Origin of the sequence: Stenotrophomonas maltophilia (genome assembly GCF_023518235.1) — a bacterium.
In the GTDB taxonomy this organism is placed as follows: domain Bacteria; phylum Pseudomonadota; class Gammaproteobacteria; order Xanthomonadales; family Xanthomonadaceae; genus Stenotrophomonas.
In genome coordinates this window covers 3,821,018-3,839,145 of record NZ_CP090423.1, presented here as the reverse complement: position 1 = coordinate 3,839,145, position 18,128 = coordinate 3,821,018, and the positions used below count along the sequence as shown (strand labels likewise).

The following is an 18,128-nucleotide window of genomic DNA, read 5'->3' as shown; positions in this document are numbered from 1 at the left end:
ACACATGCCGCACTCAGGCGGCTCCCATCAGGCGGCTTCGGACACCTTCACTCCGCGACGGGCGCGCACGGCCGCAGCCAGTCGCTCCAGCACCGTCACGGTGGTGTCCCAGTCGATGCAGCCATCGGTGATGCTCTGGCCGTAGACCAGCGGCTGGCCTTCGACCAGTTCCTGGCGGCCACCGACCAGATGGCTCTCGATCATCACACCGACGATGCGCTGTTCACCGTCTTCCAACTGAACGGCGATGTCCTCGATCACCTTCGGCTGGTTCTCCGGGTTCTTCAGGCTGTTGGCATGGCTGGCGTCGATCATCAGGCGTGTCGGCAGCTTGGCCTTGGCCAGCGCCTGACAGGCATCAGCCACACTGGCTGCGTCGTAGTTCGGCTGCTTGCCGCCGCGCAGGATCACGTGGCAATCCGGGTTGCCGGTGGTTGACACGATGGCGGTGCCGCCCTGCTTGGTGACCGACAGGAAGTGATGCGGATTCGAAGCAGCACCCACGGCATCGGCGGCGATCTTGACGTTGCCGTCGGTGCCATTCTTGAAACCGACCGGGCACGACAGCCCCGACGCCAGTTCGCGGTGCACCTGGCTTTCAGTGGTGCGTGCACCAATGGCGCCCCATGCCACCAGATCGGCGATGTACTGCGGCGAGATCACGTCGAGGAATTCGACACCGGCCGGCAGGCCGAGCTTGTTGATGTCGCGCAGCAGGCCACGTGCGATGCGCAGGCCCTTGTCGATCCTGAAGCTGCCATCCAGGTCCGGATCGTTGATCAGGCCCTTCCAGCCCACCGTGGTGCGCGGCTTCTCGAAGTACACGCGCATGATGATTTCCAGTTCACCGGCCAGCGCATCGCGCAATGGCTTCAGGCGCTGGGCGTACTCGATGGCGGCACTCGGGTCGTGGATCGAGCACGGGCCGACCACCACGGCCAGGCGGTCGTCACGGCCTTGCAGGATCTGGTGCAGGGCCGCGCGCGAGGCGCTGACAGTGTCGGAAGCTTCATCGTCACACGGCAGCATCGCCAGCAGCTGGGCGGGCGGTGTCAGCGGTTCGATGGTGCGGATACGCAGGTCGTCGGTGTGCGGGGGCATTGCGGGGGTTCTCCGGAACGTTGGGGGTCCCCAGCGTGGCGGCATGAAAAAAGCCGCCAGGTTCGCTGGCGGCTTTCGGGAATGCGTCTGAAGCTTTCTTCAGGGTGAGCGCAATCCTTCCTCCGCCAGAGGCTTCGGAAAGTAATACCAAAAGTAAAAGCTGGCGCGGGCTGCGTTCATGGGGTGTATTGATAGCACAGCTTTTGCGCAGTGCAAAATGTTTCATCCGCAACTGGGGAAGCGGTTCAGCGATGTGCGCACCCGCACCGCCTATCGGCGCGCAGGCACGCGAAACCGCTCATTTGCCATGCACTTCCACATCCAGCAGCAACCCCTCATGGATGTCGGCCCAGCGCTCCAGCACGCGCCCCAGCTCCTGCCGCGCCTCATCCAGCTGCTCGGGATTGAGCAGGGAACGGGCGGTGTAGAGATCGGACACCAGCCGGCGCAGGACCGGTTCCCGGATCGCCACCGACGGTCCTTCCACCTGCGGCAGCTGCAGCGCGGGCGTATCGCCTTGCGGGCCGTACAGCGTTACCTGGAGCGTGCTCTGCATGATCGACTTCCGTGCGGATGACAGGGGCAATGCACTGTTTACCGCGTCCGGGTGACAGGCGCATGTGCCGTGGGCATCCGCAGGCGCTGCTACAACGCGGCCAGATCGGTCAGGTGCTGTGCCATGCCATCGTCGGCACCCAGTGCGTTGGTGGTGGTGAAGTACCGATGCCAGCCGGTGGCAGCAATGCCTTCGACCAGGGCGTCGGCGTCTTCCCGGCTCTCGCACCTCCAGACAGCATAGAACTGCTCGCTGCTACCGTGCGCTACGCCGGAGAGAACGCGGCCCATTGCCACCGCCGTGATGCGGGCCGGGTCGAAATGCTGCATGCCGGCACCGATGCGGTCGAAGAAGGCGGTGCGTTGCTCGGGCGGCAGTGCGGCCCAGGCGGGCGTGGCGGTGTAGAGCTCGATGAGCGTGTGCGACATGGCGTTCTTCCTTGAGGGTTTGAGGGTTGCCGGCCAGCGGCCGGCACTACCGCAGCGAACGTAGTGCGCGATTGCGGATGTAGGCGTTGGCGCTGCTGTGGTGTTCGCGCTGCCAGCGCGTGCACAGATCGCTCAGCCAGCGCGGCTGGGTCTTGCCGGCATCGTTGAGCCAATTGCCGACCGAATCCTGCACGTAGCGCTCGGGGTCGTTGGCCAGGGCTTCAAGCATCGGCAATGCATGTTCTGGATGCTGCTTGAACAGCGCGATATGCGTGGCCCACACGCCTCGCGGGCGCAGGGCTTCACAGGCGAAGCGACGCAGATAGGGCGATGCTTCATCTGTCCACGGCAGCAGCAGCTCAAGCGCCTGCAGCGGTGCCGCCACGATGTCCATGCGCAGTGCCAGCCACGCCCATTCGCGCACGCCGAAATGCGGGTCATCGGCGAGTGGACGCATCGCCTGCAGCTTCGCCGCAAGGGATGCAGCACTGTCGCCGCCGATCAGATGGCAGGCCCAGCCACGCACGGTGTCGGAAGGGTGCGCTTGCCACTGCAGCGGATCACCCTGCCCGGCTTCGCGCAGCAGCGTCGCGGCCAACGCCATGCGCACGGTGATGCCTTTGCCTGCTGCATCACGCATGCGTTGCACGGCGGCCGCCTGCAGCATGGGCACCACCGCAGGCAGCAGTGCACCGAAGTCCATTGCCAGGCATTCGGCCAGATGGGTGGCGGCGGTGCTGCCGGTGTTGAGCGCACGAAGGCGCTCTGCCGGGATCGCGGCGCTCATGCTGCCGGCTCCCGACCCGCATCGGTGTGCTGCCAGACCTTGTGCAGCAGCTGCGAAAGCTGCTGCTGTTCGCCAGCATCCAGCCCGTCGAACAGGCCACCGATCCAGTTGCTGTGCTGTTCGAACAGGCGTTCGGCCAGGCGCTGGCCTTGCGCAGTCAGCACGATCTGCAGGCGACGGCCATCTTCCGCATCGCTGCGCCGTTGCAGCAGCCCTTCGCGCTGCAGGCCATCGAGCAGGCCGCTGATGGTGGCGCGGGTGACGCCTGCGCGCTCGGCCAGTTCATGCGGCGGCAGCGTGCCACCGGCACCGTGCAGCAGGAACAGCACGATGAAGCGGCCTTCACTGAGCCCGTGCGGCGCGAGCCGGCTGGCGCAGTCGCGATCGATCGCCGAGGACAGCGACAGCAGCTGGAAGCACAGGCGCAGCTGGGCGACATTGGCGTGGCCACGCCGCCGGGCCTCGTCCAGAAGAGCTCCATGTTTTGCTTCAAGCATCATTATTTTCACTATGCTTAGGCGCCTAATTATATTCATTCCAGGATGGAAGGCAAGACTGGCGGGGGCCTGCCGCCGGCCCGTGCTGGGCGCCCCCACCTGGCGCAGGGTCTGGACGCAGCCGAAGCTGCGGTAGCATCGCGCCACGTCCCGCCAGGAGGTCCACGCATGCGCCGTGCTGCCCTGTTGTTGCTGACGCTGTTCCCGCTGGCCGTGCTGGCCGCCCCACCTCCGGTACCCACGCCGGCCCGCATCGACACCGAAGCTCAGCGGCTGATGCGGGCCGCGCACGCGCGCGGCATGGCGCTGGCGGTGATCGATGGCGGCAAGGTGGCGCACGTGGCCGCCTACGGCGAGCGCAATGCCGCAGGCGAGCCGCTGCGCACCGACACCGTGATGTATGCCGCGTCGCTGACCAAGATGGCGTTCGGCCACCTGGTCGCACAGCTGGCGCAGAACAGGAAGATCGAGCTGGATGCCAGCATCGCTGCGGCGCTGGACAAGCCCCTGCCGGACTATGCGCCCGAGCCGAAGAAGTACGCCGACTACCGCGTGCTGGCCGATGATGCGCGCTGGCGCCAGCTCACCCCGCGCCTGCTGCTCAACCATTCCAGTGGCTTTGCCAACTTCGGCTTCCTGGAACCCGATGGCCGCCTGAAGTTCCACTTCGATCCGGGCAGCCGCTACGGCTATTCCGGCGAAGGGCTGATCCTGTTGCAGTTCGTGATCGAGCGTGGGCGGCTGGGCCAGGACGTCGGCACATTGATGCAGCGGCAGGTGTTCGACCGCTTCGGCATGACCCGCACCAGCATGATGTGGCGTGAGGATTTCGCCGCCAACCTGGCCGATGGCTGGACGGCAGAAGGCGCGACCGAACCGCACGATGAGCGCAGCCGCGTACGTGCGGCAGGGTCCATGGATACCACCATCGCCGACATGGCCCGCTTCGCCGCCGGCTACGTGCGTGGCGACGGGCTGTCCGCATCGATGCGCCGGGAGCTGGTGCGGCCGCAGCTGCCGATCACCACCGCCAGCCAGTTCCCCACCCTGCAGCCAGAGCTGCCGCCTGCACAACGGCACCGGAACCTGGCGGCGGGGCTGGGCGTGGTGACGTTCCAGGGCCCGCAGGGGGCCGGCTTCTACAAGGGCGGCCATGATGATGCGGTGGGCAATACGCTGGTGTGCATCGAACAGGGCCAGCGCTGCGTGGTGATCCTGGGCAACGATGTCCGCGCCGAGGCGGCGTTCCCGGCCTTGGTGCGCTTCGTGCTGGGTGAAACCGGCGTGCCGTGGGAATGGGAGTACGGGGCGAACAAGCCGTTCGTGCGCTGACCGCATTGCCCAGCGCGCCTACAAAAAAACCCCGCCTTGCGGCGGGGTTTCTGGTGCATCGGCAACGCGGGAACTTAGAAGTCCATGCCGCCCATGCCACCCATGCCGCCCATGCCACCGGCGCCACCCATGGCCGGCTCGTCCTTCTTCGGAGCTTCGGCAACCATGGCTTCGGTGGTGATCATCAGGCCCGCGATCGAGGCCGCGTTCTGCAGCGCCGAACGGGTCACCTTGGTCGGGTCCAGGATGCCGAACTGCAGCATGTCGCCGAACTCGCCGGTGGCCGCGTTGTAGCCGAAGCTGCCGGTGCCTTCCTTGACCTTGTTGATGATGACCGACGGCTCTTCACCGGCGTTGGCCACGATTTCGCGCAGCGGGGCTTCCATCGCGCGCAGGGCGATCTGGATGCCGTGGTTCTGGTCTTCGTTGGCACCCTTCAGGCCGGCCAGCGCGGTGACCGCACGGACCAGGGCCACGCCGCCGCCCGGGACCACGCCTTCTTCAACCGCTGCACGGGTAGCGTGCAGGGCGTCGTCGACGCGATCCTTCTTTTCCTTCATTTCGATTTCGGTCGAGGCGCCGACCTTGATCACGGCAACGCCGCCGGCCAGCTTGGCCACGCGTTCCTGCAGCTTCTCGCGATCGTAATCGGAGGAGGTGTCCTGGATCTGGGTCTTGATCTGGCCGACGCGTGCGTCGACGGCCGCCTTGTCACCCACGCCATCGATGATGGTGGTGTTTTCCTTGGAGACCTGCACCTTCTTGGCGCGGCCCAGGTCCTTGATGGTGGCCTTTTCCAGCGACAGACCCACTTCTTCGGAGATCACGGTGCCGCCGGTCAGCACGGCCATGTCTTCCAGCATCGCCTTGCGACGGTCGCCGAAGCCCGGAGCCTTGACGGCCACGACCTTGACGATGCCACGGATGGTGTTCACCACCAGGGTCGCCAGCGCTTCGCCTTCGACTTCTTCGGCAACGATCAGCAGCGGCTTGCCGGCCTTGGCGACGCCTTCCAGCACCGGCAGCAGGTCACGCACGTTGGAGATCTTCTTGTCGTGCAGCAGGATGAACGGGTCATCCAGGTCAGCGGTCTGCGCCTGCTGGTTGTTGATGAAGTACGGGGACAGGTAGCCGCGGTCGAACTGCATGCCCTTGACCACGTCCAGCTCGTTGTCCAGGCCCGAGCCTTCTTCAACGGTGATCACGCCTTCCTTGCCGACTTCCTTCATCGCATCGGCGATGATCTGGCCGATCGACTCGTCCGAGTTGGCCGAGATGGTGCCGACCTGGGCGATCGCCTTGTCGTCGGCGGTCGGCTTGGAGATGTTCTTCAGCTCGGTGACGGCGGCCACGACGGCCTTGTCGATACCACGCTTGAGGTCCATCGGGTTCATGCCGGCGGCCACGGCCTTGGCGCCTTCGCGGATCAGGGCCTGGGCCAGCACGGTGGCGGTGGTGGTGCCGTCGCCGGCGTCGTCATTGGTGCGCGAGGCGACTTCCTTCACCATCTGTGCGCCCATGTTCTCGAACTTGTCAGCCAGTTCGATTTCCTTGGCGACGGAGACGCCGTCCTTGGTGATGGTCGGAGCGCCGAAGCTCTTTTCCAGCACGACGTTGCGGCCCTTCGGGCCCAGGGTGGCCTTGACGGCATTGGCGAGAACATTGACGCCGCGCACCATGCGCGAACGGGCGTCTTCACCGAAACGAATATCCTTGGCAGCCATTGCAGTTACCTCATTGGTAGCGCCGGGCCATGCCCGGCGGCTGGGTGTTTGGAATCAGGGGATGAAGCAGGTCGCGCCGAGGCTCAGCCGATGATGGCGAGCACGTCGTCTTCGCGCAGGACCTTGTACTCGACGCCTTCGCTCTTGTACGAGCTGCCGGCGTACTGGCCGTAGATGACCTTGTCGCCGACCTTCAGCGACGGCGCGCGCACGCTGCCGTTGTCCAGCGGCTTGCCCGGGCCGACGGCCACGACTTCACCCTTGGTGGACTTTTCCTTGGCCGAATCCGGGATCACGATGCCGCCGGCGGAGATTTCGTCGGCTTCGATCGGCTTGACCACAACGCGGTCGTGCAGCGGCTTGATGCTCATGAGAGACCTCTTAAGTTATTGATTGGTCTGAAAAAGTCTGGCGATGTTAGCACTCACCCCAGGTGACTGCCAGCATTGCTCGCGAAAAAGCCCGACGAATCGGGAGCAGGACAGAGATGGAGCTGGCCCCGGACCTTTCAAGGGCGATCCTGGAAAAAATTTCGTCGCGGCCAGGCTTGCCCGGTGCGGCCCTGCATGAAGACGTTCAGCCCGGTGAAGCGCGTCGAATCGCGCGCTGACACCCTCGACTTTTGGTGATCAGCGTCGCACTGTCAGATATCTGACGTTCATTTACGACAAAGTGTCACCAGATCGGCCTTAGGCTCGGCCGCGCATTCCCAATCACAAGGAGTTGTCGATGCGATTGCTGTCCCCGCTTGCCGCCGCCTGCCTGCTGGCGCTGGCCGCCGCGCCGGCCCAGGCCGAGGTCTTCATCAACGAACTGCACTACGACGACAGCACCGCCGCCGGTGACGTCGGCGAAGCGATCGAGGTGGTGGCCACCGCCGGTGAGGATCTGTCCGGCTACCGCCTGTACCTGTACAACGGCAGCAATCCGTCGGCCGCCACGGTCTACGCCAACAACCCGGTCCCGGCCGGCAGCGCCGCCGGCTGCGGCAGCGCCAGCATCGCCGTGGTCAGCTACCCGACCAACGGCCTGCAGAACGGCCCGAACGACGGCATCGCCCTGGTCGATGCCAGCGGCAAGGTGGTCCAGTTCCTCAGCTACGAGGGCGCCATCACCGCCTCCGGTGGCCCTGCCGCCGGCATGACCAGCCAGAACATTCCGGTGGCCGAGACCAACAGCACCGCGCCGGGCACCTCGCTGCAGCTGACGGGCAGCGGCAGCCAGTACGCCCACTTCACCTGGGCCGAGTCGGCCAGGCAGACCTTCGGCAGCTGCAACAACGGCCAGACCTTCAGCGGCGGCGGCACCCCGGGCCCGAACACGCCGCCGTCGGTGTCAACCACCACCCCGGCGCAGGGCAGCAGCACCTTCCCGGCCGCGGCCGATCTGGAAGTGGTGTTCAGCGAGACGGTGAACCTGGCCAGTGGCGCCTTCGCGCTGAGCTGCGGCACCTCCGGCAGCGTGCCGCTGACCTTCCCGGCCAGCGGCCGCAGCGTGAAGCTGTCCACGAATACCGCGCTGGTGGCCGGTGAAGCCTGCCGCTTCGACATCCGCGCCGCGCGCATCAGCGACCTGCAGGGCGCGCACCCGGCCGCCGACAGCCGCATCGCCTTCACCGTGGCCAGCACCGGCGGCAACCCCGACCCTGGCAATCCGGGCGTACCGGCCGGCTACTACTCGAAGGTGAACACCTCCAGCCCGAGCCAGCTGCGCTGCTCGCTGCACGCCACCATCAAGGGCCACACCGCCTACCCGTACAGCGGTTCGGGCACCAGCACCTGGACCATCCTGGAGATCGCCGACGAGGACCCGAACAACAGTGGCAGGATCCTCGATGCGTACCGCAACCGCAGCTACGCCAAGGTGACCGATCGCGCCGGCAGCGGCAGTGGCCTGAAGTACAACCGCGAGCACACCTGGCCGAACTCGCTGGGCTTTGCCAGCACCACCGGTGACAAGGGCCTGCCGTACGCGCCGTATACCGACACCCACATGCTGTACCTGACCGATGCGCAGTGGAACGCCGACCGTGGCAACAAGCCGTTCGCCAAGTGCGACGCCGGCTGCGGCGAGCGTGCCACCGAGGCCAACAACGGCCAGGGCGGCGGCAGCGGCGGCTACCCGGGCAATTCCAACTGGGTGCGCACGCCGGACGGCAACACCGGCACCTTCGAGGTGTGGGGCAAGCGCAAGGGCGATATGGCGCGTGCGGTGATGTACATGGCGATCCGCTATGAGGGCGGCAAGGACGCGGCAACCGGCCAATCCGAGCCGGACCTGGAGCTGACCGACGACCGCAGCAAGATCGTCAAGACCAGCAGCTCGCCGGCCTACATGGGCCTGCTGTCGACGCTGATCGATTGGCACCTGTCCGATCCGCCGGATGATGCCGAGCGCGCCCGCAACGACGTGGTCTACAGCTTCCAGGGCAACCGCAACCCGTTCATCGACCACCCCGAGTGGGCGACCCCGGGCCTGTTCACTTCGGCCAAGCCGGCCACCTGCCAGCTGGCCAACTGAGTCCGCCTCCAAGAAGTTGCAATCGCCCCTGTCCGGTCCTGACCCGGCCGGACAGGGGCCCTATACTCGACGGTCATGTCGACCGTCGAACCTGTCCTGCTGCTGTTGACCACCTGCCCGGACCGGGCCAGTGCCGAGCGCATCGCGCACGCGCTGGTCGGCGAGCGCCTGGCCGCATGCGTGACCCGGCTCGAGGGGGCGCAGTCGACCTACCGCTGGCAGGGCGAGGTCACCACCGACGCCGAGCTGCAGCTGCTGGTAAAGACCACCGCGAGCCGCGTCGATGACGCAATCGCCCGGATCGTCGAACTGCATCCGTATGAACTCCCGGAGTGCATCGCGGTCGAAACCCGGGCCGGTCTGCCGGCGTATCTGGATTGGATCCGGGCACAGACCCGGGAGGACACTGATTGAAGACTCTGTTTGCGCGTGGCGCTGCCTTGTGCGCCCTGTTGTGGCTCTCGCTGCCGGCGTTCGCGCTGGATGAGAAGGACCTGCTGCCGGTGGACCAGGCGTTCGCGCTGACCGCCACCGCCCCCGAGCGCGGCCAGGTGCAACTGCAGTTCAAGATCGCACCGGGCTACTACCTGTATCGCCACCGCACCAGCGTCAAGGCCGACCCGGCGTTCAACGCCGGCGCGTTGCAGATGCCGAAGGGCGACAAGCACCACGACGACTTCTTCGGCGAAGTTGAAACCTATCGCGAGCGCCTGCTGGCCACCCTGCCCGGCGCGCCGACCGACGCGGCCGGCACCATCAGCCTGGAAGTGCGCTACCAGGGCTGCGCCGATGCGGGGGTCTGTTACCCACCGCAGAAGCGCGTGGTGCAGGTCACCCTGCCCGGTGGCGGTGCCCAGGCTGCCGCACCCGCCGCGCGTACCGGTGCCGCCAGCCCGTTCAACAACCCACTGGCCGGTGCCGGCAACGGCGGCGGCCTGCGCCTGCCGGGCGCCGCCAGCAACAGCCAGGCGTTGCCGCTGCCGTCGGAACAGGCGTTCGGCTTCGATGCCATCGCCAGTGATGGCAACACCCTGCTGCTGCGCTTCAGCCCCGCGCCGGGCTACTACCTGTATCGCGACCGCACCTCGCTGAAGCTGGAAGGCAGCGCCGGCGTACTGGCCGACAAGCCGCGCTGGCCGGCCGCGCAGTCGCATCGCGATGAGCACTTCGGCGATGTCTCGGTGTATTTCAACCAGGTGGAAGTGCCGCTGCCACTGCGCCGCACGGTATCCGAGGCGGTCGACAGCACCCTGGTGGTGACCTTCCAGGGCTGCCAGACCGATGGCATCTGCTATCCGCCGATGACGCGGCGGGTGAAGCTGCCGATCCCGGCGGGAAAGATCAATGCCAGCGCCGACCAGGCACCGCCACGCACCGAGGTGATCAGCCCGTTGCCCGCCGCCACCGGAGCGGCGCGCGAAGGCACCAATGGCACCACGCTGCGCCTGCTGCCGACCGTACCCAACACCGATGCCGGCGCTCCGCTTGCCGCCGGCGCTGCGGGGGCCAGCACCGGCAATGAGTTCGCCGCCGATGCCCGCGGTGACAACGCCCTGCGCACGCGCCCACCGGCGAGCACGCCGAATCCGGACCGCTCGTTCGTGTGGGTGCTGTTGCTGGCGCTGGCCGGTGGCCTGGTGCTGAACCTGATGCCGTGCGTACTGCCGATCCTGTCGCTGAAGGTGCTGAGCCTGGCGCAGAGCGGCGAAAGCCCGCAGCGCGCACGCAGCCACGCGCTCTGGTACACGCTGGGCGTGCTGGTCGCGTTCGCGGTGATCGGCGCGTTGATGGTTGGCCTGCGCGCGATCGGCAACGCGGTCGGTATCGGCTTCCAGCTGCAGCATCCGGGCGTGGTGGCCACGCTGGCCTACATCATGTTCGCGGTGGGCCTGAGCCTGTCCGGCGTGTTCACCCTCGGTGGCGGCATCGGCAATCTGGGCCAGTCGCTGGCCAGCCGCAGCGGTCCCGCCGGCGACTTCTTCACCGGCGCGCTGGCCTGTGTGGTCGGCAGCGCCTGCGTCGGCCCGTTCATGGGCGGGGCGATTGCCTACGCTTTCATCGCCCCGCCGCTGAAGGCGATGACGGTCTTCCTGTTCCTCGGCCTGGGCCTGGCGTTGCCGTTCCTGCTGGTCGGCTTCGTGCCCGCATTGGCGCGCCGCCTGCCCAAGCCGGGCCCGTGGATGGAAACGCTCAAGCATGTGCTGGCCTTCCCGATGTATGCCACCGCGCTGTGGCTGCTGTGGGTGCTGGGCAAGCAGCGCGGCGTGGACGGCATGGCGCTGGTGCTGGGCGGCCTGCTGCTGTTCGCCTTCGGCCTGTGGCTGTTCGAACGCAACCGCTGGACCGGGTCGCGGGCGGTGACCCTGCTGGGCGTGCTGCTGGCGATCGGCGCACTGGTGCCGGCATGGAGCGTGACCCAGCTGGAACCACCGGCGCGGGCGGCGCAGGCGGCCAGCGACAACGTGGTCGAATACTCCCCGCAACTGCTGGACCGCCTGCGCGCCGACAACCGCGTGGTGTTCGTCAACATGACCGCCGACTGGTGCGTCAGCTGCAAGGCCAACGAGCGTGCGGTGCTGTCGCGCCCGGAGTTCAAGGAGCTGCTCAAGCGCACCAACGCGGTATACATGCGCGGTGACTACACCAATGTCGACCCGCAGATCACCACGTTCCTGGAAGAGCACAAGGCGGTGGGTGTGCCGCTGTACGTGGTGTACGGCCCCGGCGCACCGCCGACCGTGCTGCCGACCCTGCTGACCCAGGCGGTGGTGGAGGAAGCGCTGCTGCGCACCGCACGATGAAGTGGCAACGGCCAGCGCTGCTGTGGACAGCGGTACTGGCCGCCGGCCTGGGCCTGTGGGCCGGGCACCGGCTGGGCCCCACCCCGGCGGCCCCGGTTGCCGCAACGCCTGCACCTGCGGCCGTGCCTGCACCGCCCCCACTGCAGGCCGGAGACTGGATGCCGGCCCTGTCGCTGCCCGACCTCGATGGCCGGCCATTGGACCTGCAGCAGCGCTTCAGCGGTCGCCCGTTGCTGGTCAACGTCTGGGCCAGCTGGTGCGCGCCGTGCGTGGAGGAGATGCCTGAACTGGCCCGTTTCGCCCATGCCCAGGGCGACGACGGGGTGCAGGTGCTGGGTCTGGCCCTGGATACGCCGGAGGACGTGCGCCGCTTCCTGCAACGGGTGCCGGTGGACTACCCGATTGTGATCGAGACGCCAGGCCCGCGCGATGCCAGTGTGCAGCTGGGCAATACCCAGGGCCTGCTGCCCTACAGCGTGCTGTTCGATGCGCAGGGCCGCATGGTGAAGGCGAAGCTGGGACCGTTCGCGCACGGCGAGATCGACCGCTGGGTGAAGTGAGGGTTCGGCAGGGCTGCACCCTGCACCCGCTTCAGGCCAGAGCAACAGCCGAAGCAACAGCTACAGCGGGCTTTCCGTGGGATGGCGGGGCGATGTCGGAGTGCGGGGACGCTGCAAGTACGTCCCTGTAAGCTTGGCAGCCGCATCCATGCGGCTGACACCCCGCGCTCCGACACCGCCCCACCTCTGACAGATTCCGATGGCTGTTGGTAGATGTCGACCTTGGTCGACACGGTAGATCCACGCCATGCGTGGATGGATCTCCATCGAAATCGAGTATTCCGACAGTTGAACGAAGAGCATCCACGCATGGCGTGGATCTACAGACCGCGGAGATCTGTCGAAGGCGGGGTGGGTCCGGTGGCGGGGGTGTCCGCGGCATGGATGCCGCGGCCAAGCCCCCAAGGAAGGGTTTACGGCGTCCCCCGCCACCGGACCCATTCCGCCTCCCACCGGAAACCCGCTTTTGACGTTGACGTTGCCTCGGCGGGTGCCGGGCGCCGCCCGGCCGATACCCCTGCTTGACCGCAGGCAGGGCGCCCGGGAGAATTCCGCGACTAATTCTCATTTGCTGTTGCGCAGGATGCGGGCGGCAGCCTCCCGGGCCCCTCTCCTTCGATGTTCAAGAACGTCCTGTTCCAACTGCACTGGCTGCTGGGCATCACCGCCGGTGCCGTCCTGGCCGTCATGGGCCTCAGTGGCGCGGCGCTGTCCTTCGAGGACGAACTGCTGCGCGCGGGCAATCCCGGTTTCGCCGAGATCGCCGAACACCATGCCGACGGCCAGCACCCGCTTGCGCTCAGCGAACTGGTGCCGCTGCTGCAGGCCGGCAGCGAGCGTCCCCTGCAGCGCCTGCGCGTGGATGCGACCGGGCAACGTCCCTCGGTGGCGCGTTTTGCCGGTGGCAAAGAACACTGGGTGTACTTCGACCCCTACAGCGGCGAACGCTTCAGCGCGCTGCGCGGGCAGGCATTCTTTGATTTCGTCGAAGACCTGCACCGCCACCTCGCTGCCGGTGAACGCGGCAAATGGATCACCGGCAGCTGCGCGATCGCCCTGTTGTTCTTCACCCTGTCCGGCCTGTACCTGCGCTGGCCACGGCGCTGGTGGCACTGGCGCAGCTGGCTGGCGGTGGAATGGAAGCGCAGCGGCCGTGGCTTCCTGTGGAGCCTGCATTCGGTGGTCGGCACCTGGGTGCTGCTGATCTACCTGATGAGCGCGCTGACCGGCCTGTGGTGGTCGTTCGACTGGTACCGCAGCGCCGCCAATACCCTGCTCGGCGTCGCACCTGCGGCCAAGCACAAGGTGCCCGTCGATGCGACGCTGGACCTGCAGCGCGTCGAAGCCACGCTGTATGCGTTGCCCGGCGTGCGCACCGGCTTCATCGACCTGCGCCTGCCGGAAAAGCCAGGCCAGCCTCTGAACATCCGGGTGATGGCCGGCGATCGGTCGCAGCGCGGTGGCCACCATGATCGCGCCCATGATCTGCTGCAGCTGGACCCGGCCAGTGGTGCGGTCCTCGATGCGCGCCCCTATGCGCGCCAGGGCGCTGGCGGACAGCTGGCCACCAGCGTGTTCGCATTGCACTCGGGCAGTTACTTCGGTGTGCCGGGGCGTGTGGTGGTGATGCTCAGCAGCCTGGGCATGAGCCTGTTCTTCATCACCGGCTGGATGCTGTACCTCGATCGCCGGCGCAGCCAGCGCGCGGCGCGCGGCCTGCGCCGGTCGCTGCCGGTCGCCGCCGCCGATGACGGCGCTGCGCCGTGGCTGGTGGTGCACGCCAGCCAGAGCGGGCTGGGCGAGCAGCTGGCCTGGCGCGCAGCGGCGCAGGTGCAGGCCGCCGGCCATGCGGTGCGGGTGCTGCCGCTGGCCCGCGTCGATGCGGCCGAACTACAGCGCAGCACGCACGCGCTGCTGGTGCTCAGTACCTTCGGCGATGGCGAGCCACCGGATGCGGCACGACGCGCCGCGCGACAGCTGCTTGCACAACGGCCGGACCTGTCGGGCCTGGAATTCGGTCTGCTGGCGCTGGGTGATCGCCAGTATCCGCATTTCTGTGGCTTTGGCCGCCAGGTCGACAGCTGGCTGATCGACAATGGCGCACGCCCGCTGTTCGAACGCATCGATGTGGATGCCGCAGCGCTACCGGCCCTGCGCCAATGGCAGCTGCAACTGGCAACCCTGACCGGAATCGCCACCGATGACAGCGTGCTGCCATCGGCCACGGTGATGCACGACTGGCGATTGCTTGGCCGCGAGCGGCTCAATCCCGGCAGCGTCGGCGGTGCGATCTGGCGCATCCGCCTGGCAGCCCCGGCGCAGGTGCAGTGGCAGGCCGGTGACATCCTGCATGTATCGCCCCGCCACAGCGCACGACATGCCAGCGCGGTACTGAAGGCGCACGGGCTGGATCCGCTGCAACCCCTGCTGGTGGAGGGTCAACCACGCACGCTGCTGGCACTGGCCAGCGAACGCGAACTGCCCGATGCCGATGCCGCGCTGGTGGTGCAGGACGCCTGCCTGTGGTTGGCCGGCCTGCCCGTGCTGCCCGGACGCGAATACTCGATTGCCTCCGCTGCGCAGGATGGCGCAGTGGAACTGGTGGTGCGGCTGACGCACGACCCGGCCGGTCGCCCCGGGCTGGGCTCGGGTTGGCTGTCGCTGCATGCCCCGGTGGGCGCTGGCATCGTTGCCCGCGTGCACCGCAACCCGGGTTTCCATCGCGTAGCCGCAGCGCCGATGGTGCTGATCGGCAATGGCACCGGCATCGCCGGCCTGCGCAGCCTGCTGCGCGAAGCTGCACATGCCGGCGCGCACGGGCACTGGCTGCTGTTCGGCGAACGCCAGCGTGCGCACGACTTCCTGTTCGGCGAAGAGATCGAAGCCTGGCAGGCCGAGGGCCATCTGCAGCGGGTGGACCTGGCGTTCTCGCGCGATGGTGACGGTGGCTACGTGCAGGATCGGCTGCGCGCGGCCTGCGATGTACTGCGCGACTGGATGCAGCGCGGCGCGGTGATCCACGTCTGCGGTTCGTTGCAGGGCATGGCCGAAGGCGTGGACCAGGTGCTGCGTGAAGCCCTGGGTGATGAGGCGGTGGAAACGCTGCTGGAGAACGGCCGCTACCGCCGCGACGTGTATTGAGCCCATCGGTAGTGCCGGCCGCTGGCCGGCATTCCGATGATCGTCCCGGTCAACGACCGGCACCACCAGGGCAGGTTCAGGCCGCTGCGCGTGCCGTCGGCTGCGCCGGCTGCAGCCGGAACGCGCCCACGGCCTCTGCCAGAGCCTGCACCTGCGCCTGCATCTGTGCAGTGGAGGCACCGGCCTCTTCCACCAGACTGGCGTTGCGTTGAGTGCTGGCTTCCATCTGCACGATGGTCTGGTTCACCTGCGCGATGCCAGCATGCTGCTCATGCGAGGCGCTGCGGATACCGGCCAGCAGGTCCGCCAGCTGCTGCACGCTGCCAACGATCTCCCCCATTGTGGTGCCGGCCTGCTCGGCCTGCTGGTTGCCTTGGCCGACCCGCGCCACCGAATCCTCGATCAATCCCTTGATCTGCTTGGCGGCCTCGGCACTGCGCTGGGCCAGCAACCGTACTTCGGCGGCCACCACGGCGAAGCTGCGGCCCTGCTCGCCGGCGCGTGCGGCCTCCACGGCCGCGTTGAGCGCAAGGATGTTGGTCTGGAAGGCGATGCCATCGATCAGCTGGGTAATGTCGCCGATGCGGCGCGATGCCTCGCTGATGCCCTGCATGGTCGCCACCACCTGACCGACGGCCTGCCCGCCGCGCTGCGCCACTGCCGCCGCGCCCTGTACCAGCGCATCGGCACGCCCTGCCGCGTCGGCGTTGCGGCCCACCGTATCGGTCAGCTCGTGCATGGAGGCCGCCGTCTCTTCCAGGTTGGCCGCCTGCTGCTCGGTGCGCTGCGACAGGTCGTGATGGCCGGCGACGATCTCGCCCACGCCGGTATCCAGATGCGACGTGGCTTGCTGGATGCGGGTGACGATACGCCCCAGCTGCGCCACGGTGGCGTTGGCATCATCGCGCATGCGCGCGAACACGCCCTGCAGATCACCGCCCATGCGCACACTGAGATCGCCGCTGGCCAGTGCCGCCAGCAGCGCCTGCAGATCGCCGAGATTGGCTTCGAAGGTGGCCAGCAGACGGTTGATGCTGGTTGACAGCGTGCGCACGAAGCCCTGCTTGCCGTCCAGTTCGATACGCCCATGCAGATCGCCCTGCGCGGCCGCATCGACCAGCGCGGCCACTTCGGTTTCCAGCAGGGTTTCCAGCGCGCGGCTGCGCCATTCCACCGCCACGCCGAGGTAGTGCCCGTCATCGATGATGGCGTTGGCGATCAGCTGGTAGCGCACGCCGGCATGGCCGATCTCGCGTTCCTCACGCTGGCGCACGCCGACCAGGTTGGCCAGTGCCGGGTGCAGCCGTACCGCCTCGCGGCCCACCAGCTCATCGGCCGGCAGCGCCAGCTGCTGCTGCAATGCCGGGTTGGCGTAGGCCAGCTGGCCCTCGGCATCGATCACCATCAGCCCGGTCTGCGCGCTGTCCAACGCCTGGCGCACACGGGTATTGCCGCGGGCCACCGCACGCTCGGTATCGATACGTGCGCGCAGGCGCTGCTGCATGTCGACCAGGCGTTGCGCCAGCTGGCCGATCTCATCGTTGGCGTTGTACACGCGCAGGGTGGTGTCGAGGCGATCGTCGGCGATGTCACTGGCAAAGCGCAGCGTGTCCTGGATCGGCTGGCGTACCGCGCGCAGCACCAGTACCAGGCTGGTGATCAGCACGCCGGCCACCAGCAGCAGGGTCAACGCGAACAGTACGCTCATGGTGCGCGCGCCCGTCTGCTGGCGTGACTGTGCGGTGGCCAGCGCCGATACCTGGGCCTGCTGGAACGCGGCCAGCGCGGGAGCAACGCCGGCGGCGGTGTCCAGCAGCGACTGCGTCTCCACATCCAGGCCCACGCGGGCGGCGGTATAGGCCAGCAACGCGCCCTGGTAGCCTTCCATTTCGCTGCGCAGGGTGTCCTGCACATCGGCCGGCAGTCCGGCCAGCCCCAGGTCGAACGGCAGCTTTTCCTCGCTGGCACGGTCGGCATGGGCTGCGTCGCCGTCGAGCAACAACAGCGCCTCCTGGCGGCGCATCTTCTGCATCGTCAGCGCCAGTGCTGGTCGCTGCAGCGCATCCACCCGGGTCTGCAACGTATCAGCGGCCTGCTGCAGCTGCGCGGCAAGCCCGGCGTCACCCCGTCCCATCTCATCCACGCGCTCGAACAGTGCAGCCACACCCTGCGAGAAGGCGTCCACGGCTTCAGCCAGCGCCTGGAGTGCCTTGCGCCGGCCGGCGTCCATCGGCATCGCCCGCAATGCCCGCAGGTCCGCCTGCAGTGCCTTCTGCGTGGCCAGCAGCTGATCGCGGTCCGCGTCATCGAAACTCCGCGCATACTGGGTCTGCAGGCGGCGGGCTTCGGCCACCTGCGTGGCCAGGCGGGCAGCCAGATCACTGCCATGCTGGTAGCTGGCCTGGTTGCACGCGGCCTGCGCGCTGGTGTGTCCGGTCCAGGCGTAGACGGCGGCGATCGCCACCAGGCCCAGGCCGCAGACCCACAGGGTGGCCTTGAGCCTGTTGGCCACGCTGAGCCGATGCGGCTGCAACCAGCGCAACAGGTCGGGGAGCACCCTGCGCCATGTGGCAAGACGCGTGCGCAGGGACCGGAGGTGGGGAACGACGGCCGACATGACAGGCTCCAGGCAGAAGGACGCACCTGTATCGGCCGGAATCGATGCATCTTTAGGGCTGTGT

The 18,128-nt window shown here is 67.6% G+C and carries 14 protein-coding genes; 6 read left to right on the top strand and 8 right to left on the bottom strand.

Annotated elements, in window-relative coordinates; translation table 11 throughout:
* Positions 1-27: 27 nt before the first annotated feature.
* The 5 genes from LZ605_RS17895 to LZ605_RS17875 form a co-directional block, all read right to left on the bottom strand.
* Entirely contained in the window at positions 28-1,101 is a 1,074-nt protein-coding gene (locus LZ605_RS17895; protein ID WP_249842725.1) for a 3-deoxy-7-phosphoheptulonate synthase, read from the bottom strand.
* Between the two features lie 298 nt (positions 1,102-1,399).
* Positions 1,400-1,657, bottom strand: coding sequence for a hypothetical protein (locus LZ605_RS17890; protein ID WP_249842724.1), 258 nt, complete (start codon positions 1,655-1,657; stop codon positions 1,400-1,402).
* A gap of 89 nt (positions 1,658-1,746) precedes the next feature.
* Positions 1,747-2,085 carry a DUF6616 family protein gene (locus LZ605_RS17885; RefSeq protein ID WP_249842723.1) on the bottom strand — a complete coding sequence of 113 codons (339 nt, stop codon included), beginning with the start codon at positions 2,083-2,085 and terminating at the stop codon, positions 1,747-1,749.
* A 46-nt stretch (positions 2,086-2,131) separates the two neighbouring features.
* On the bottom strand, positions 2,132-2,872 hold the full coding sequence (locus LZ605_RS17880; RefSeq protein ID WP_249842722.1) for a DNA alkylation repair protein: 741 nt from the start codon (positions 2,870-2,872) through the stop codon (positions 2,132-2,134).
* Positions 2,869-3,369 carry a MarR family winged helix-turn-helix transcriptional regulator gene (locus tag LZ605_RS17875; RefSeq protein ID WP_249842721.1) on the bottom strand — a complete coding sequence of 167 codons (501 nt, stop codon included), beginning with the start codon at positions 3,367-3,369 and terminating at the stop codon, positions 2,869-2,871. The genes LZ605_RS17880 and LZ605_RS17875 overlap by 4 nt, the downstream gene beginning before the upstream one ends.
* Positions 3,370-3,537: 168 nt before the next feature.
* On the opposite strand from LZ605_RS17875, the gene LZ605_RS17870 reads away from it, so the two are divergent.
* Positions 3,538-4,701, top strand: coding sequence for a serine hydrolase domain-containing protein (locus tag LZ605_RS17870; protein ID WP_249842720.1), 1,164 nt, complete (start codon positions 3,538-3,540; stop codon positions 4,699-4,701).
* 74 nt (positions 4,702-4,775) lie between these two features.
* Here the strand turns inward: LZ605_RS17870 and groL are convergent, their stop codons facing one another.
* Together groL and LZ605_RS17860 are read right to left on the bottom strand one after the other, a co-directional pair.
* Positions 4,776-6,425: a chaperonin GroEL gene (gene groL, locus LZ605_RS17865; RefSeq protein ID WP_249842719.1), complete on the bottom strand. Its 1,650-nt coding sequence runs from the start codon at positions 6,423-6,425 to the stop codon at positions 4,776-4,778.
* Positions 6,426-6,508: 83 nt separating this feature from the next.
* Entirely contained in the window at positions 6,509-6,796 is a 288-nt protein-coding gene (locus LZ605_RS17860) for a co-chaperone GroES (protein WP_049427125.1), read from the bottom strand.
* 358 nt (positions 6,797-7,154) lie between these two features.
* On the opposite strand from LZ605_RS17860, the gene LZ605_RS17855 reads away from it, so the two are divergent.
* The 5 genes from LZ605_RS17855 (at position 7,155) to LZ605_RS17835 (ending at position 15,447) form a co-directional block, all read left to right on the top strand.
* On the top strand, positions 7,155-8,945 hold the full coding sequence (locus tag LZ605_RS17855) for an endonuclease (RefSeq protein ID WP_249842718.1): 1,791 nt from the start codon (positions 7,155-7,157) through the stop codon (positions 8,943-8,945).
* A gap of 75 nt (positions 8,946-9,020) precedes the next feature.
* Positions 9,021-9,359, top strand: a complete 339-nt coding sequence (gene cutA / locus LZ605_RS17850) for a divalent-cation tolerance protein CutA (protein ID WP_249842717.1) — start codon at positions 9,021-9,023, stop codon at positions 9,357-9,359.
* On the top strand, positions 9,356-11,746 hold the full coding sequence (locus LZ605_RS17845; protein ID WP_249842716.1) for a protein-disulfide reductase DsbD family protein: 2,391 nt from the start codon (positions 9,356-9,358) through the stop codon (positions 11,744-11,746). Before cutA ends, LZ605_RS17845 begins: the two co-directional genes overlap by 4 nt.
* Positions 11,743-12,306 (top strand): TlpA disulfide reductase family protein, encoded by a 564-nt coding sequence (locus LZ605_RS17840; protein WP_249842715.1) that lies wholly within the window; start codon positions 11,743-11,745, stop codon positions 12,304-12,306. The genes LZ605_RS17845 and LZ605_RS17840 overlap by 4 nt, the downstream gene beginning before the upstream one ends.
* Before the next feature lie 618 nt (positions 12,307-12,924).
* Entirely contained in the window at positions 12,925-15,447 is a 2,523-nt protein-coding gene (locus LZ605_RS17835; protein WP_249842714.1) for a PepSY domain-containing protein, read from the top strand.
* Positions 15,448-15,523: 76 nt separating this feature from the next.
* On the opposite strand, the gene LZ605_RS17830 is transcribed toward LZ605_RS17835, so the two are convergent.
* Positions 15,524-18,064 carry a methyl-accepting chemotaxis protein gene (locus LZ605_RS17830; RefSeq protein WP_249842713.1) on the bottom strand — a complete coding sequence of 847 codons (2,541 nt, stop codon included), beginning with the start codon at positions 18,062-18,064 and terminating at the stop codon, positions 15,524-15,526.
* Between the last annotated feature and the right edge of the window lie 64 nt (positions 18,065-18,128).

Coding starts and splice junctions, on each gene's coding strand:
- LZ605_RS17895 (WP_249842725.1), bottom strand. CDS start 1,101: ATGCCCCCGCACACCGACGACCTGCGTATCCGCACCATCGAACCGCTG.
- LZ605_RS17890 (WP_249842724.1), bottom strand. CDS start 1,657: ATGCAGAGCACGCTCCAGGTAACGCTGTACGGCCCGCAAGGCGATACG.
- LZ605_RS17885 (WP_249842723.1), bottom strand. CDS start 2,085: ATGTCGCACACGCTCATCGAGCTCTACACCGCCACGCCCGCCTGGGCC.
- LZ605_RS17880 (WP_249842722.1), bottom strand. CDS start 2,872: ATGAGCGCCGCGATCCCGGCAGAGCGCCTTCGTGCGCTCAACACCGGC.
- LZ605_RS17875 (WP_249842721.1), bottom strand. CDS start 3,369: ATGCTTGAAGCAAAACATGGAGCTCTTCTGGACGAGGCCCGGCGGCGT.
- LZ605_RS17870 (WP_249842720.1), top strand. CDS start 3,538: ATGCGCCGTGCTGCCCTGTTGTTGCTGACGCTGTTCCCGCTGGCCGTG.
- groL (WP_249842719.1), bottom strand. CDS start 6,425: ATGGCTGCCAAGGATATTCGTTTCGGTGAAGACGCCCGTTCGCGCATG.
- LZ605_RS17860 (WP_049427125.1), bottom strand. CDS start 6,796: ATGAGCATCAAGCCGCTGCACGACCGCGTTGTGGTCAAGCCGATCGAA.
- LZ605_RS17855 (WP_249842718.1), top strand. CDS start 7,155: ATGCGATTGCTGTCCCCGCTTGCCGCCGCCTGCCTGCTGGCGCTGGCC.
- cutA (WP_249842717.1), top strand. CDS start 9,021: ATGTCGACCGTCGAACCTGTCCTGCTGCTGTTGACCACCTGCCCGGAC.
- LZ605_RS17840 (WP_249842715.1), top strand. CDS start 11,743: ATGAAGTGGCAACGGCCAGCGCTGCTGTGGACAGCGGTACTGGCCGCC.
- LZ605_RS17835 (WP_249842714.1), top strand. CDS start 12,925: ATGTTCAAGAACGTCCTGTTCCAACTGCACTGGCTGCTGGGCATCACC.
- LZ605_RS17830 (WP_249842713.1), bottom strand. CDS start 18,064: ATGTCGGCCGTCGTTCCCCACCTCCGGTCCCTGCGCACGCGTCTTGCC.